At 68.1% G+C, this 14,936-nt stretch carries 13 protein-coding genes and 1 tRNA gene; 11 read left to right on the top strand and 3 right to left on the bottom strand.

Going from position 1 to position 14,936, the window contains the following annotated elements; translation table 11 throughout:
• Positions 1–63: 63 nt before the first annotated feature.
• Positions 64–2,211 (top strand): hypothetical protein, encoded by a 2,148-nt coding sequence (locus ACOZ4N_RS15490; protein WP_424017270.1) that lies wholly within the window; start codon positions 64–66, stop codon positions 2,209–2,211.
• Between the two features lie 120 nt (positions 2,212–2,331).
• A complete protein-coding gene (locus ACOZ4N_RS15495; RefSeq protein ID WP_424019964.1) occupies positions 2,332–4,203 on the top strand; it encodes an SLC13 family permease in 1,872 nt (623 codons plus the stop codon).
• Here the strand turns inward: ACOZ4N_RS15495 and ACOZ4N_RS15500 are convergent.
• A complete protein-coding gene (locus ACOZ4N_RS15500) occupies positions 4,200–4,604 on the bottom strand; it encodes a hypothetical protein (RefSeq protein ID WP_424017271.1) in 405 nt (134 codons plus the stop codon). The two genes, ACOZ4N_RS15495 and ACOZ4N_RS15500, sit on opposite strands and share 4 nt — an antisense overlap.
• 88 nt (positions 4,605–4,692) lie before the next feature.
• Between ACOZ4N_RS15500 and ACOZ4N_RS15505 the strand changes: the two genes are divergently transcribed.
• Positions 4,693–4,765: transfer RNA gene (locus ACOZ4N_RS15505), tRNA-Pro, on the top strand.
• A 196-nt stretch (positions 4,766–4,961) separates the two neighbouring features.
• Here the strand turns inward: ACOZ4N_RS15505 and ACOZ4N_RS15510 are convergent.
• On the bottom strand, positions 4,962–5,231 hold the full coding sequence (locus ACOZ4N_RS15510) for a hypothetical protein (protein WP_424017272.1): 270 nt from the start codon (positions 5,229–5,231) through the stop codon (positions 4,962–4,964).
• 222 nt (positions 5,232–5,453) lie between these two features.
• On the opposite strand from ACOZ4N_RS15510, the gene ACOZ4N_RS15515 reads away from it, so the two are divergent.
• Complete coding sequence (locus ACOZ4N_RS15515) at positions 5,454–5,786, top strand: thioredoxin family protein (RefSeq protein WP_424017273.1); 333 nt, start codon at positions 5,454–5,456, stop codon at positions 5,784–5,786.
• Here ACOZ4N_RS15515 and ACOZ4N_RS15520 read toward each other — a convergent pair whose 3' ends face one another.
• Complete coding sequence (locus ACOZ4N_RS15520) at positions 5,787–6,896, bottom strand: hypothetical protein (protein WP_424017274.1); 1,110 nt, start codon at positions 6,894–6,896, stop codon at positions 5,787–5,789.
• Positions 6,897–7,055: 159 nt separating this feature from the next.
• Here ACOZ4N_RS15520 and ACOZ4N_RS15525 point away from each other — a divergent pair, with 159 nt between their 5' ends.
• The 7 genes from ACOZ4N_RS15525 (at position 7,056) to ACOZ4N_RS15555 (ending at position 14,933) form a co-directional block, all read left to right on the top strand.
• Positions 7,056–11,246, top strand: coding sequence for an LAGLIDADG family homing endonuclease (locus ACOZ4N_RS15525; protein WP_424017275.1), 4,191 nt, complete (start codon positions 7,056–7,058; stop codon positions 11,244–11,246).
• A 1-nt stretch (position 11,247) separates the two neighbouring features.
• Positions 11,248–11,553: a hypothetical protein gene (locus ACOZ4N_RS15530; protein WP_424017276.1), complete on the top strand. Its 306-nt coding sequence runs from the start codon at positions 11,248–11,250 to the stop codon at positions 11,551–11,553.
• A gap of 65 nt (positions 11,554–11,618) precedes the next feature.
• On the top strand, positions 11,619–12,218 hold the full coding sequence (locus tag ACOZ4N_RS15535) for a DUF7504 family protein (protein ID WP_424017277.1): 600 nt from the start codon (positions 11,619–11,621) through the stop codon (positions 12,216–12,218).
• A 52-nt stretch (positions 12,219–12,270) separates the two neighbouring features.
• Positions 12,271–12,609, top strand: coding sequence for a hypothetical protein (locus ACOZ4N_RS15540; protein WP_424017278.1), 339 nt, complete (start codon positions 12,271–12,273; stop codon positions 12,607–12,609).
• Positions 12,606–13,421 (top strand): hypothetical protein, encoded by an 816-nt coding sequence (locus tag ACOZ4N_RS15545; protein ID WP_424017279.1) that lies wholly within the window; start codon positions 12,606–12,608, stop codon positions 13,419–13,421. The genes ACOZ4N_RS15540 and ACOZ4N_RS15545 overlap by 4 nt, the downstream gene beginning before the upstream one ends.
• A gap of 31 nt (positions 13,422–13,452) precedes the next feature.
• Positions 13,453–14,253 carry a hypothetical protein gene (locus ACOZ4N_RS15550; protein WP_424017280.1) on the top strand — a complete coding sequence of 267 codons (801 nt, stop codon included), beginning with the start codon at positions 13,453–13,455 and terminating at the stop codon, positions 14,251–14,253.
• Positions 14,250–14,933, top strand: a complete 684-nt coding sequence (locus tag ACOZ4N_RS15555) for a MinD/ParA family ATP-binding protein (protein ID WP_424017281.1) — start codon at positions 14,250–14,252, stop codon at positions 14,931–14,933. Before ACOZ4N_RS15550 ends, ACOZ4N_RS15555 begins: the two co-directional genes overlap by 4 nt.
• The last annotated feature ends 3 nt before the right edge of the window (positions 14,934–14,936 follow it).

Below are 14,936 nucleotides of genomic sequence, written 5' to 3' on the forward strand. Positions count from 1 at the left end.
GTCGTCGGGTGGCCGTGTCCGGTGCCCGTAACACATATTCACGCCGCGACCGGACACCGGAGTATGGGGCTTTTCGACTCCGTCCGCGGACTCGTCTCGGGGGACGACGAGCCGGGGGACGACGCCGATGCGGCCGCGCCCGAGCGACGGGATCCGACGCCGACGACCTTCCGGAACAAGGCCGCCGACGCCGTCGCCGACTGGGACGCCCACGAATTGGACTACTCGCTCGACTCGCTCTCCAGACTCGACGACTTCGCCGCCAAGCAGGGCGCGAAACTCGACGTGATGCACGACGAGGGCGACGACACCGTCGCCGACCTGCACACTCGCTACACCATCCAGGCCGGGAGCTACCTCGGTGAGGTACTCGTCCGCCAGCGCGGCGGCGAGTGGGTGGAAGACGGCGAACGCTGGGCGGTCTCGCTCGAGTACGAGGGCGACCCCGCCACCGTCGACGTGTTCGAGCTGGCCGGCCACTCCTTCGCCGAGGAACCGGTCTTCGGCGAGGTCGCGGACCGGTTCACAGAGGACGACGACGACCAGCCCGAGGACCCGGACCCGGACCCCGTCGACACGAGCGACATGGAGTCCCTCGCCGAGGAACTCGCCGAGTTCTGGGACGGGTACGACCTGAACTTCTCGCCGCGTTCGCTCGCCCGACTGGACGAACTCGCCGACAGCGAGTGGGACGACGACCGCTTCGCGGACGCCGAACTCGGCGCGTCGGACATGGACTCGGGGATGTTCACGGAACTGGTCAAGCAACTCGGCAGTTACTACGGCGAGACGCTGGTCCGGAGTCTCGACGCCGAGTGGACCCGCCGGGACGACGACATCGTCGTTGCCGTCGAAGGAAATACTAACGCGCCGCCGGTTCCCGTCCCGGTGTTCTCGGTCGCGGCGGACTCGCTGACCGGCCCGTCGGTGTTCGCAACGCGGTTCAACGACCTCACGGACCGAGCGAACCTCGAAGTCCCCGAGGTGGCGACGACGGCCGGCGTGACGCCAACGACGGAGACGCCCGCCGCCACGAACCGGGCGGACGAGGACCTGACCGCGGTGCAACCCGACGACGATACCGGCGAAGACGAGGGGGATGTCGATACCGAAGCGGACACCCAGGCGACCGCTCCGGACGCCGGGACCGGCGACGACGCGGCCGACCCTGGGCATGTGGCCGACGCCGAGACGGAGGCCGACGCGCAGTCGGTCGACGGCGGTGTGGTGGCCGAGACCGCCGGGGCGGATGCGGACTCGGCCGGCGACGACCCGGCGGAGGGAGACGACACCGATCCCCTGGCCGCGTCGGTGGTCGGCGGGGCGGACGACACGGCGACCGGAGACGGCTCGGACGGGGAAACGGAACCCGGACCCACCGAAACCGGTGCTGACGATGACGGCGGGGTCGACGGGGAACCGGACGAAGTGACCGACACCACCGACAGCGAATCCGTCGACGACGAGTCCGACGGCGAAGATACCGAACCGACGGTCGATCCGGAGGGGAAGTCGCCACTCGAAACCGCCATCGCGGAGACGGTCGCGGCGGGACTGGTCGACCGCGACGACGAGGACACCGGTGAGCGGGAGAGTACCGCCGCCGCGGCTGATCCCGACGGCGAACCCGACGCCGCAGAGACGACCGAACCGGTCGACGCACAACCGGCCGACGGCGCAGGAGCCGAGGACGGGGATTCGGCGGATGCGACGCCCGACGCTGGGGCTGGCGAGACGGACCCGGACGAGGACGCGGAACGGGAGGCCCTGGCCGCGGAGATCAGCGACAGCGGGCCGGCCGAATCGGGGCCGACCCTGCCGACGCCCGCGGAACTCGCGGACAACGCCGAGGCGTTCGCGGCGACCTACCCCGGCTACGACCTGGACTTCTCGCCGGACTCGCTGGAGCGTCTCGACCGCCTCGTCACCGCGGAGTACGATCCGGAGACGTTCGCGGACTTCGACCTCGCGGACCCGGGCTCGCAGTTCCAGCTCGACCGCGTGACCGAGGCCGGCGGCTACTTCGCGCTGGTGATCGAGGGGACCGTCGGCGGCGAGTGGGAGCGGACCGACGACGGACTGCAGTTCGTCGTCGAGGGGGCCAACGGCGTCGCCCGGCTGGACCCGCTCGGGGTCGCGGCGGGGTGTTTCCGGGACGACGATTCGTTCGCGGCGACCTACGCGGCCATCCGGGACCGACTGGGTACGTGACGCGGCGTCCTGGTTCGCGCCGGGTCCGTCGCGGGCGTCCGACGCCCGGTGGAATCCTGTAGTTTTTCCTGTCCCGCCCGAGAGAGGTGGGTCGTGGCACTCGCGCCGATCACGCCCGGGATGGTGTTCGTCTTCGCGCTGATCTTCGTCGCGCTGGTCATGTTCGCGACGGAGCCGGTGCCCATCGACATCACCGCCATCGGCGTGATGGTCGCGCTCTTGCTCGTCGAACCGCTCTCGGTGGTCGCCGCCGACCTCGGCCTGCTGGCCGATCCACTGATCGTCCTCAGCGATCCCGAACGCGGCATCTCGGCCGTCGAACGCGGTATCTCGGGCTTCGCGAACCCGGCGACGATCACCGTGCTGGCGATGTTCGTCCTGAGCGCCGGCGTCCAGCGGACGGGCATCATCCAGATCCTCGGCCGCAAGATCGCGGCGTTCACCCGCGACAGCGAGGCCCGACAGCTCGGGGCCACCATCGGCTTCGTCAGTCCCATCTCGGGCTTCATCAACAACACCGCCGCCGTCGCGATCCTGTTGCCGATGGTGACCGACCTGGCCCACCAGGGGAAGAACTCACCGTCGAAACTCCTCCTCCCGCTGTCCTACGCCTCGATGTTCGGCGGCATGCTCACGCTGATCGGCACGTCGACGAACATTCTGGCCTCCGAGATCGCCGGCCGGCTCGGCCAGCAGTACCCGACGCTGGATCTGCACTCGTTCTCGATGTTCGAGTTCACACAGCTCGGCCTGGTGTTGACCGTCGTCGGCGCGGCTTACCTCATGACCGTCGGCCGGTGGCTCACGCCCGCCCGGATCAAGCCCGAGGACGACCTCACCGAGGAGTTCGAGATGGGCGAGTACCTCACCGAGGTCGTCGTCCGCGAGGACTCGCCGGTGATCGGCCAGACGGTCAGGGACGCGCTGGAGTCCCTCGACGTGGACGTTGACATCATCCAGCTGATCCGGGGCGAGGAGATCTTCCTCGAACCGCTCGGCCAGAAGACCATCCGGGCCGGCGACGTGTTCGCAATCCGGACCGACCGGGACACCCTGGTGGAGGTCAGCGACGCCGAGGGGTTCGACCTGCTCCCCGAGGTCGACGTGGACGAGGCCGAACTGGAGGCCGCCAACGAGCGCCAGAACCTCGTCGAAATCGTCGTCGCCCCCGGCGCCCAGCTGGTCGGCGAGACGCTGGCGAGTTCGGAGTTCCGCCAGCAGTTCGACGCGACCGTCCTCGCGCTCCGGCGGGGCGGCGAGGTGTTCCGGAAACGCATGGACCGCATCTCGCTCCGGGTCGGCGACACCCTGCTCGTCCAGGCGGCCCCCGAGACGCTGAAACGGCTGGATCGGGACCGCAACTTCATCGTCGCCGGCGAGATCGAACGCCCCGACTTCCGGGAGTCGAAGATCCCCGTCGCGCTCGGGATCGTCGCCGCCGTCGTCGGCCTCGCCGCCGTCGGCGTCTTCCCCATCGTCACCGCCGCGCTTGCGGGCTCGCTGGCGATGGTCGCGACGGGCTGTCTGCGCCCGCCCGAGGTGTACGAGGCCGTCCAGTGGGACGTGATCTTCCTGCTGGCCGGCGTCATCCCGCTGGGCATCGCCATGGAACAGACCGGCGGCGCGGCCCTCATCGCCGATCTGGTCGTCCTCGCGGCCGCCTCCCTCCCCACAATCGCCGTGCTGGGCCTGCTGTACGTCGTCACTGCCCTGTTGACGAACGTCATCAGCAACAACGCCAGCGTCGTCCTCATGGTTCCCGTCGCGGTGACCGTCGCCATCGAACTCGGGGCCTCGGCCTTCGCGTTCGTCCTCGCCGTCACCTTCGCCGCGTCGACGGCGTTCATGACCCCCGTCGGCTACCAGACCAACCTTTTCGTCTACGGCCCCGGCGGCTACCGGTTCACCGACTACATCCGCGTCGGCGCACCCCTCCAGCTCGTCTTCGCCGTCGCAACCACCCTCGGCATCGCCTTCTTCTTCGGCGTCTAGCGGACGATCTCGGTCACCGCGTCGACCAGCGGCGTGACTTCGGTCCCGTTCTCGACGGAGAAATAGAAAGCCTCGTTCGCCCCGACCACCCGGCCGATGATGGCGAAGTCGGTGTACGTGACGAACGCCTGTGTCTCCGAGAGCGTCGGATAGAACTCCGCGAACTGGTCCTCGCCGACGAAATCCAGCTGGCCGTAGTGGTGGAACAACTCCCCCGCCTCGACGATATCGTCCAACTCGTCGTACTCCGCCTGAAGCCGATCCGAGAGGTACACCAGTCGGAAGTCCTCCGGCGTGTACTCCGCACAGACCAGGAGGGCCTCCCCCGCGTGGTCGGTCGCCGCCTCCAGCGCCGCCCCCGTGTCGTAGTCGACCAGCGACTCGCCCTCACCGATATTCATACTCTGTGGTCGGTGTCGAGTGGCAAAAACGTTCAGGCCCGTACTGCAACGAAACGCTTACCTCTGGCCACGAGCGAAATCTACACGCGGGACCGTGGGTTAGCCTGGTATACTTCGGGCCTTGGGTGCCCGTGACCCCGGTTCGAATCCGGGCGGTCCCACTCCCACTTTTTACTTCGTCGGGTGCGCCAGAGGCGCACCGTTCACACCAGAAATCGGATATTTCTGGTTTGCTCGCGAGTGTTCCGCTCTCGTGAACCTCGCAAAAACGTGGGGAAAACTCCCTTCACGCTCGCTGTGCTCGCGTGAAGTGAACCGCGCTCACTTCCCTCGCGCGGATTCCTGCGCTCGAATCCGTCACTCCCCGATCTTCGCGACGATTTCCTCGGCGACCTCGCGGGCGTCCCCCTCGTTCGCGGCAGCGTCGCGGGGCACAAGGACGCTCTGGACGAACCAGTCGTCGTCGCCCTCGCGGTCGCCGGTGCGGACTTCGCTCCCCTGGGCCACGGATCTGGCGGCCTTTGCGGCCCAGTCGGGGGTCCGGATCTGGTCGAACGCGTCGGGGTCGCGGTAGCGGACGTGGACGTAGTCGTCGCTGGTTTCGACGGCGGAGATGGTAGGGGGCATACCTAGGGTCGGTCGCCGCGGGCAAAGATCGGACCGCCGGCAGGTGCAGGTCGAGAGCAGTGTCGGAGACAGGATCGGAGGCCAGACGGCGTAGAAAGCGCGCATCTCCCTTTCAGTCCGCCAGGGTTCGGCCGGTCGGCCGGCAGAAGCGGGGTCTCGATAGGTCGGCTCCTGACGGTACCGGGCCGCGGAGGCTAAACGGCTCGAACCCCTCGGTAGCGTATGCGCGAACAGACTGAGAATCGGCCGGTACACCTGTCCGACGAGGCGGAACTGGACGCGTTCGTGGCCGACTACGACCGAGCGCTTGTGGAGTTCTACACCGAGGGCTGTACGCTCTGTCAGAGCATGGAGCCGGTGCTTGGGAACGTGGCGCGGGCGACCGGGGTACCGGTCGGACTGATCAATCCCCGCGACGATCCGCCACTGATCGACCGATTTCGGGTGCAGAGCGTGCCACTGCTTGTCCTGTTCGACGACGGTGAGCCGGTCGCGCGGAAGGCAGAGGGGTTCGTCGGCGCGGACGAACTCGAAGAATTCGTCGGGGCGGCCTGATCACCGCCGGAGGAGGCGGCGGACGATCTCGAGGCGGTCGGGTGCGACTGTCGCGTCCTCCAGGTGGGCCTGTGCGTCGGCGAAGGCGGTCTGGCGGTCGCCGCGGGAGCCACGGGTGCCGGCGTCGGCGGCGAGTTCGAGGTCGACGGCGGCGGTGACGAGCGTGTTCGAGACGGCGGTCAGATCGTCGACGGCGTCGGTCATCGGTGCGGGTGCATCCAGCGACGAGAGGGTGTCGCTGGCGGGATCGAGTTCCGTGCCGACGGTTTCGAAGGCCCGCCGGGCCTCGAAGTACTGCTCGTCGAGGTAGGCGTCACCGCCGCGCCTGAACGCGTCGAAACCGCGTTTGACGCGTCCGAGCGTGGCGGGGAGCGTGCCGAACGCCGAGATCGCTCGACGGAACTGCCCGACTTTCGCCGTGTAGGTTCCACTGTCGAGGGCATCGAGTGCGGCCGCGTCCTCGGCGGTGCTCTCGTCCTCGATGGTGTCGAGGTGGCCGGCGGCTGTCTCTCGATTCTCCCGGATCGTCGCCGTGGAGTCGCTGACGAGTCCGGTCTGGTCGGCGAACAGGCGGCCGACGACGAACTCGAACTCGCCGTACGCGTCGCCGAGGGCGTTCTGACAGCGGACGGCTTCCCGGTAGAACGCCGCGAGGCGACGGAGGCGTCGCGCGGCGGTAATCTGGTCACCGCCCGCGCGACGCGGCATGTCCGCGAGGGCGTCCTGTGCCGCACCGACGTGATTGGTCACCGCTGCGACGTTGACTTCGGTCGCGACGGTCACGTCGAGGAGGGTCGCACGCTCTCCGCCCGCGAACCCGACGTAGCTCGCGTGGGCCTCACCGAGTTTCGTCCTGGCCCGCGCGAGGAGCTGGGCGGCCTCGCGCTCGGCCCGAGTCGGCTCCTCCGTCGTTTGCTCGGTCGTGTCGGTCGGCTCGGAGTCGGTCGGTTCGTCGGTCGTCGTGGGGGGCGATTCGGGCGGTGTGTCGGGACCTGGCGGCGCGTCGTCGGTCTCGGAGGGGGTTTCTTCCGGATCGAGCAACGGAATCGACTCCGAACAACCGGCTGCGAGTCCGGCACCGACGGTCGCGAGGAGGGTACGGCGTCGCATCACGTCAGGGATGTATGGTTGGCGTGTTAACTCTATCCATCCGACCGGTTCGCCGTCCAGGCCGTCGGTTGCGGGTGGGCCAGTGATTCCGGCCGGCGTTCACTTCCACCCCGCGTTGCGAACCTTCTTAGGCGAGTGGGCACAACCCGGTGACGACAGATGGCGCGCGCGGAGGACACCGAAGTCATCGATCTCTTCGAGGAGTTCTACCGCAACTACTACCGCAACGAGATCGGTGAACTCGCCCAGAAGTACCCCAACGAGCAGAAATCCCTCTACGTCGACTGGCAGGACCTCTACCGGTTCGACCCCGATCTGGCCGACGACTACCGCAACCACCCCAGCCAGTTCCAAGACTACGCCGAGGAGGCGTTGCGCCTCTACGATCTCCCCGTCGACGTGAAACTCGGGCAGGCCCACGTCCGCGTCCAGAACCTGCCCGAGACGACCGGGATTCGCGACATTCGCGCCGACCACCGCGGCAAGTTGATCGCCGTCACCGGCATCGTTCGCAAGGCCACGGACGTACGTCCCAAGGTGACGACCGCCGCCTTCGAGTGCCAGCGGTGTGGCACGCTCACCCGCATTCCCCAGTCCGCCGGCGACTTCCAGGAACCCCACGAGTGCCAGGGCTGTGAACGCCAGGGCCCCTTCCGCATCAACTACGACCAATCGGAGTTCGTCGACGCCCAGAAACTCCGCGTCCAGGAGAGCCCCGAAGGACTCCGGGGCGGCGAGACGCCCCAGAGCATCGACGTGAACATCGAGGACGACATCACCGGCCAGGTGACCGCCGGGGACCACGTCCGGGTCAGCGGCGAACTCAACCTCGATCAGCGGAGCAACCAGGGGGAGAAATCGGCCATGTTCGACGTGTACATGGACGGTTCGGCCGTCGAGATCGAGGACGAGCAGTTCGAGGACATGGACATCACCGACGAGGACAAAAAGGAGATCGTCGCCCTCTCGGAGGAGGACGACATCTACGAGCAGATGGTCGACTCCATCGCCCCCTCGATCTACGGCTACCGCCAGGCCAAGCTGGCGATGATCCTCCAGCTCTTTTCGGGCGTCACGAAACACCTCCCCGACGAATCGCGGATTCGGGGCGACCTGCACATGCTCTTGATCGGTGATCCGGGTACGGGAAAGTGCCTCCGCGGAGATACGAAGGTTACTCTGGCTGATGGAAACGAGCGACGGATTCGCGAACTCGTCGAGGAGAACTTGGACGACCCGAAACCGGTCGACGACGGATTCTACGACGAGGTTTCGATCGACCTTCCCACAGTAACACCACGAGGGGACGTTGTTCCAGGTACGGCAACGAAGGTCTGGAAACGCGAGGCGCCGGGGGAGATGTACCGCATCGAAGTGGCCACCGGATCCGAGATCGAGGTGACGCCGTCCCATCCGCTGTTTGTGAATCGCGGTGGCCGACTCCAGGCGAGAAAGGCGGAGAGTCTCTCGGCGGGCGACCGGATCGCTGTGTCGCCGGGTTCGCTTCTCGCTGACGGCGGAGCGAGGTCATCGAACGACTCGTCTGGGTCGACCGGCAAGACAGTTCACTGGAGTCGGATCGAGTCGATCGACACCATCGAACCCGAATACGAGTGGGTTTACGATCTCGAAGTTCCAGGCACGCACTCGTACCTCTCTGAGGGCGTCGTCTCCCACAACTCTCAGATGCTACAATATATCCGAGAGATCGCACCACGTTCTGTCTATACGTCAGGGAAGGGTTCGTCCTCGGCAGGGCTTACGGCGGCGGCCGTCCGCGACGACTTCGGCGACGGCCAGCAGTGGACACTGGAGGCTGGGGCGCTCGTACTCGCCGATCAGGGCATCGCGGCTGTGGACGAACTCGACAAGATGCGACCGGAAGATCGGAGCGCGATGCACGAAGCCCTCGAACAGCAGTCATACCACCCGAATTCGGAGATATTTCTCGCAGACGGTCGGCGAGTGAACATCGGCGAGTTCGTCGACGAGCGGATGGCCGACCGACCGGACGAGGTCGTCGACGGTGTGGACTGTGAGATTCTGCCAGTGGACGACGTGGGCGTCCACTCGGTCGACCTCGACACGAACGAGGTGGAAAAGACACCGGTCGACCGAGTGAGTAGACACGAGGCTCCCGACGAGTTCGTCCGCTTGACGTTCTCGAACGGCCGGGACGTGCTGGTGACGCCGGAGCATCCGATGTTCGTCGACGACGGCGGGGAGGTCGGGACGGTCGATGCCAGTAACATCGAGGAGGGGACGTTCGTCCCTGCACCGCGGAAACTCCCGAACTCGGCCGAACCGGTGGCACTCGATCCCGAACTCCAGCAGGGCAGAGAGAAAGACGTGTCCCTGCCCGAGGAACTGTCGCCCGATCTGGCCGAAATCCTCGGACTACTCACCGCAGAGGGCCACTCGTACGCGGGGTCGGCACACGAGATCGGGTTCTCGAATCAGGACGACCGACTCCTCTCTCGGGCGGCCGACCTGATGCACGACGTGTTCGGAATCGAGAGTACGGACACGACGAATGCCGCCGGGACCGTCACGAAGCGCTGGGTCTCGACGAAACTCTACCGCTGGTTCGAGGGGAACTTCCCGGGCGTGATGCACACCGCGCGGGACAAGCGGATCCCGGCGTCAGTTCTCGGGGCCTCCGAGGAAGCGATTCGGCGGTTCCTCGTCGGTGCGTTCGCTGGCGATGGGGGTGTCGAGAGCGAGGCGATGTCGCTCTCCACGGCTTCGGAGGGGCTGGCGCGGGACTACGCCGACGCGCTCTCGAAGATCGGTGTCGCCTCGCGCATCCACCACGACTCGGCCGAAGACTCGTGGAAAGTTTACGTGATGGGCGACTCCACCGAGCGGTTCGTCGAGCAGGTCGTCCAGTCGGCAGACGACCGCTACGACGACGCTCGGGCGTTCGTCGAACGGAGCAACGGGACCCGGCGCCACCACGACGTGCTCCCGACGAGCGCGGCCCGGGAGATCCGACAGCTACGCAGCCTGCTCGGACTTCGACTGACTGGCAAGTTCCGTCCGCACCTCGACGAGGGCTTCGGCGTCCAGATCGAGACTGTGGAGAACGAACTCGACGCGCTTCGGGAGCGGGCTGACGAGCTGCGCGACGAGTTGGCCGACGCTGAGACGCTCGGCGAGATCCGGGAAGTGGTCGGCTGGTCGGGACGCGAACTCGGGGAACGGATCGGCGAGACGGCGAGCACGATCCACTACGCGGAAGATGGCGGCTACGACGCCGAGAAACGCAGCGCACTCACCGACGCCGCACGCACTGGCGTCGAAGATACACTCACCGAGTTCGAACGGCGAGCGGACGAACTGGAAGAGCGGTGTGACCTCCGGTACTACCGGGTGACGGACGTGGAGACGGTCCCCAACGAGGGCGAGTACGCCTGTGACTGGGTGTACGACGTGACCGTCGAACCCACGAACACCTTCGTCAGCGAAGGCGTCGTCCTCCACAACTCCATCAGCGTCTCGAAGGCTGGCATCAACGCGACCCTCAAATCTCGTTGCTCACTCCTCGGTGCGGCGAACCCGAAGTACGGTCGCTTCGACCAGTACGAGCCCATCGCCGAGCAGATCGACCTCGAACCCGCCCTGATCTCCCGGTTCGACCTGATCTTCACGGTGACGGACAAGCCCGACGAGGAGGAAGACCGGAACCTCGCGGAACACATCCTGACGACCAACTACGCGGGGGAGCTGAACACCCATCGGCGGGAGACGAGCGCCTCGGACTACACGGAGGAGGAGGTCGAACGGGTGACAGACGAGGTCGCGCCGGAGATCGACGCGGAACTGCTCCGGAAGTACGTGGCCTACGCCAAGCGCAACGTCTTCCCGACGATGACCGAGGAGGCCAAAGCCGAGATTCGGGAGTTCTACGTCGACCTGCGCTCCCAGGGGACCGACGAGGACGCGCCGGTGCCGGTGACGGCCCGGAAGCTGGAGGCGCTGGTGCGACTGGCGGAGGCCAGCGCCCGCATCCGGCTCTCGGATACGGTCGAACAGGCCGACGCCCAGCGGGTGATCGAGATCGTCCAGCGCACGCTCGAAGACATCGGGATGGACCCGGAGACGGGCGAACTCGACGCGGACGTGATCGAGACGGGGACCTCCAAGAGCCAGCGCGACCGGATCAAGAACCTGAAGACGTTGATCGCCGACATCGAGGACGAGTACGACGAGGGTGCGCCGGTCGAGCGCGTGCTCGAACGCGCCGAGGAAGCCGGGATGGAGCGGTCCAAGGCCGAACACGAGATCGACAAGCTCAAACAGAAAGGCGAAGTGTACGAACCGCGCAACGACCACCTCAGGACGACCTAAGATGGACCGGATCTCGGCGTTACGGAACCTCGAAGACGCCCTCGAATCGTTCGAGGACGGGGAGACCGATCTGGAAGGGTTAGAGCGGGACGTGCGTGGTATCTTGCGGACGTACGCGACGGAGTTCGAGGGCGAGTTGGCGGCTTATCGGGTCGGCAGTCCCGACGAGGCGGCAGGGGCGGTCGTGATGGCGACCGGTGAGTCGGCGGCTCGCGAGCGGGTTCGCTCGCTGTTCGACGGCGTGGCAGACGGGGCGGTCGAGGTCGACCCCGTCACCGACGTCGGGGCCGGACAGTCACGCGACTAGACAACACCCGAAGGGTTTTAGCAGGCTCTCCCAAATAGGGTGACAGAGCGCCGGTGACAGCCGAGATGTCAGACATCAACGAGCGAATCGGGGACGCGACGACAGTCATGTTCGGCGCGCCATCGATGAGCAGTGGGGCCGACGGGACCTGCGTCGACCTGCTCACACAGGACGCACCCGGCGATGTGAGCGTCCTGTGGGTGTCCTTTACCAAGCCGGCGGGAGCCTGTCTCGACCGCTGGCGGTCGGCTCACGACACGGACCCGGCGGATTTTGGTGTGATCGTCGTCGGCGAGACGGTCGGCGGTGGCGGCGGCAACGCCGACATCGATTCCCAGGCCGTCCAGACCATCTCGAACGCGAGCGACCTCACCGGTATCGGCATCAAGGTCGGCGAGTTCATCTCGGGACGGGACGAGCAGATCGCGGTCTGTTTCGACTCGCTGACCGCCCTGTTGCAGTACGTGGATCTGGAAACTGCCTACGAGTTCCTCCACGCCCTGACCGGCCAACTGTACTCGGTCGGTGCGACCTCCCATTTCCACATCGACCCGAACGCGCACGACCAGCAGACCATCGACACCCTGCTGTCGCTGTTCGACGCCGAAGTGCGACTCGCCGAGGACGGGACCGCCGACGTGCGGACCCGTAACCTCGTCGGGTGACCCATCGCCGGATTCAGATACTTTTTTGACGTGTTGGGCTGGCGATTCGTCTGTGCTACTGGTGGTGACCTACTCCCGGGCGGCTCGGCAGACGCTCCGGAACGCGTGTGAGGCCCACGAGGAGACGGTCGTGCGCCGGCTCGGCCGTGCGGCGCTGTTCGAGGAGACAGAGTTCGGGGCCTTCCTGGCACTGCGGCTCCGGGCGGAGTACGGCGTCGACGTGCAGGTCGAGCGGACGGAACCGCTCAACGAGTTCGAGGCGGTCCCCGACGCGGTTCGTGAGGCCGCCCGGGCCTACGCCGACCGGGACCACGCCAGCACGCCGTACGCGAAGTTCGCGGCCGGTGACGACCATCCCGACCCGGGGGCGATGAAAGACAGCGAGCTATGAGGGTCGACGACGGGAGGACGGTCCGGGAGGGACGTGTCGTCGACGCGCGTGATCTGGACCTGTCACGGGCCGACGCCGTCGCGGCCATCCGGGGGGACGCCGCGGCGCTCTCCGTCGCGTGTCCCGATCCCGGCCCCGCTCACGAGCGGGTCGGCGAGGTGTACCCGGAGCTGTCCGTCTCGATCCGGGGGGCACTCGCGGCGGCGGCGCGCTCTCGGGGTCACACCGCGCCACAGGACGACCGGATCGCGGAGATCGAGTCGGAACTGGCAGCGCTGACGGTGCCGGACGCGTCGACGCGACCGGCCCGGGAAGACGTGGCCGAGCGGGCCGCCGCCGTCGAGCGCCTCGACGAACGGGTGGCGGAGTTGCGCGGGCGGGTGCAGGCACTTCGTGAACGGGACGCCGAGACCGACGCGGTGGAGGCCGATCTGGCGGCGGCCATGCGGGACCTCACGGAGGCACGGACCGACCTGATCGCCGCGCGCGAGAACCACGAGGCCGCGACCGAGGCCGCCCGGGCGGCACGGGACGCCCGCGAACGCCGGATGGAACTGGAAGACAGGCTGGCGAACCTCCGGCGGGCGGCCCGCGAGGCCCTCGCGAACGACCTCGCCGACGAGTATCGGGACGCCGTCGCAGCCGCGCCGTGGGAGACGCCGGCCGACCCGTTCGAGGCCGGCGACGTGACGGCGGCGCTGGCGGCGGCCCGGGTCGCCGACCTCCGTGCGCCGGTCGTCCTCGCCTGTGATCGCTTCCCCGACCCGGCGACGGCGGCCGACTGGCTGGAGGCCGCGGTCCTTCGCCTGTAGTTTATATCGGAAGCCGGGACCAGCCCGTCCCATGGTGACGCTCTCCTGTACTGCGTCGCGCGAGAACGGCGTGACGCTCGTGACCGGTCGCGTCGAGAATCAGGGCGACCGTCGTCGCGTCCGGTTGACGAGTCGCCTCGACGGCCCGCTCTGGCCGCCGCGTCGGCAGGGCGTGCCCGCCGAGGGGTGGGACGAGGACGGGTTCGAGTGTGTCCTCGAAGCCGACGAGGTTCGGCCGCTGGGGTTCGCGAGTCCGGCACCGCCGACCGACCCGCCGCTGACCGTCGCGGAGACCGACCCCGTCGACGCCGACGACGGCGGCGTCGAACCCCGAGTGGCCGTCCCGTCCGTCGAGTCTACGGCCGACGGTGTCGTCCGGGCGCTCGGTGCGCCCCGCCCGCCGCGGGACGCGGTGCCGACGCCCGGGACAGCCAGCGGTGACTCGTCGCCCGAACCGGACGAGACGGAATCGACGGGATCCGAGTCGGACGACGCCGATCCGACGTCGGTCGTCGGGGTAGCCGACGGCGACGGGACCAGAGGGACCCGCGACAGTGCCGAGCCCAACTCCGAGGACGCGCCGGTCGGAGCGGCGCTGGATGCCGTCGCGGTACGCGTCGAGACCGCCGACCGGCTCTCGGCGGCGACGCGGGTTCCGGACGCGGCCGAGGCGCTCCGTGAGGTCGGCGGCATCGCCGGCGCTCGCGATCTGGAGGCACAGCTCTCCCGTGATGCAGAGCGACTGTCGCGACTGGCGACCCGGGCGTCGGAGCTGGCCGAGCGTGCCGAGGCGGCGACGGTACCGGTCGAACGGCTGGACCGGGTGCGATGATCCTGGCGGTCACCGGCGGGAAGGGTGGCGTCGGGAAGTCGACGGTGGCGTACAACCTGGCGGCCGCGCTGGACGCCGTGGTCGTCGACGCGGACCTGGGGATGGCCGACCTGCCGGCCGCTCGCGGGCCGGACCTTCACGACGTGCTTGCCGGTCGGGCCGATCCGGTCGAGGCGGTCCGGGAGGGGACGCCCGTCGCCATCCTCCCGTGTGGGCGCTCGCTGGCGGGCGCGCGGGCGGCCGAGCCGACGCGGCTGGTCTCGGCCCTCGAATCGGTCGCGGCCGAGTACGGGCGGGTGGTCGTCGATTGTCCCGCGGGGCTTGGCGGGGACGTGGGGCTGGCGCTCTGTGTCGCCGAGGCCTGCGTGCTGGTAACGACGCCGGCCGAGCCGGCGGTCGCCGACGCGGTGCGGGCCCGGGCGCTGGCGCGGGAACTGGACGCCGGACTGTCCCGGATCGTCCTGAACCGCGCTGGGACGGCTGGAACGGCCGACGCGCTGGCACGTGAACTCGGCGCGCCGGTGACGGTCCTTCCGGAGTCGACCGCCATGGCCGACGCACAGGCTCGGGGTGAGCCGGTCACCGAGGTCGCGCCGGAGAGTACCGCGGCGGCGCGGATCGAGGCCCTCGCCGAGGGGGTGCGGACGACCGTTCGGTCGGCGACGAATCCGGGAGGTTAATTC

This window comes from Halorientalis pallida (genome assembly GCF_049605515.1).
Classification (GTDB): domain Archaea; phylum Halobacteriota; class Halobacteria; order Halobacteriales; family Haloarculaceae; genus Halorientalis; species Halorientalis pallida_A.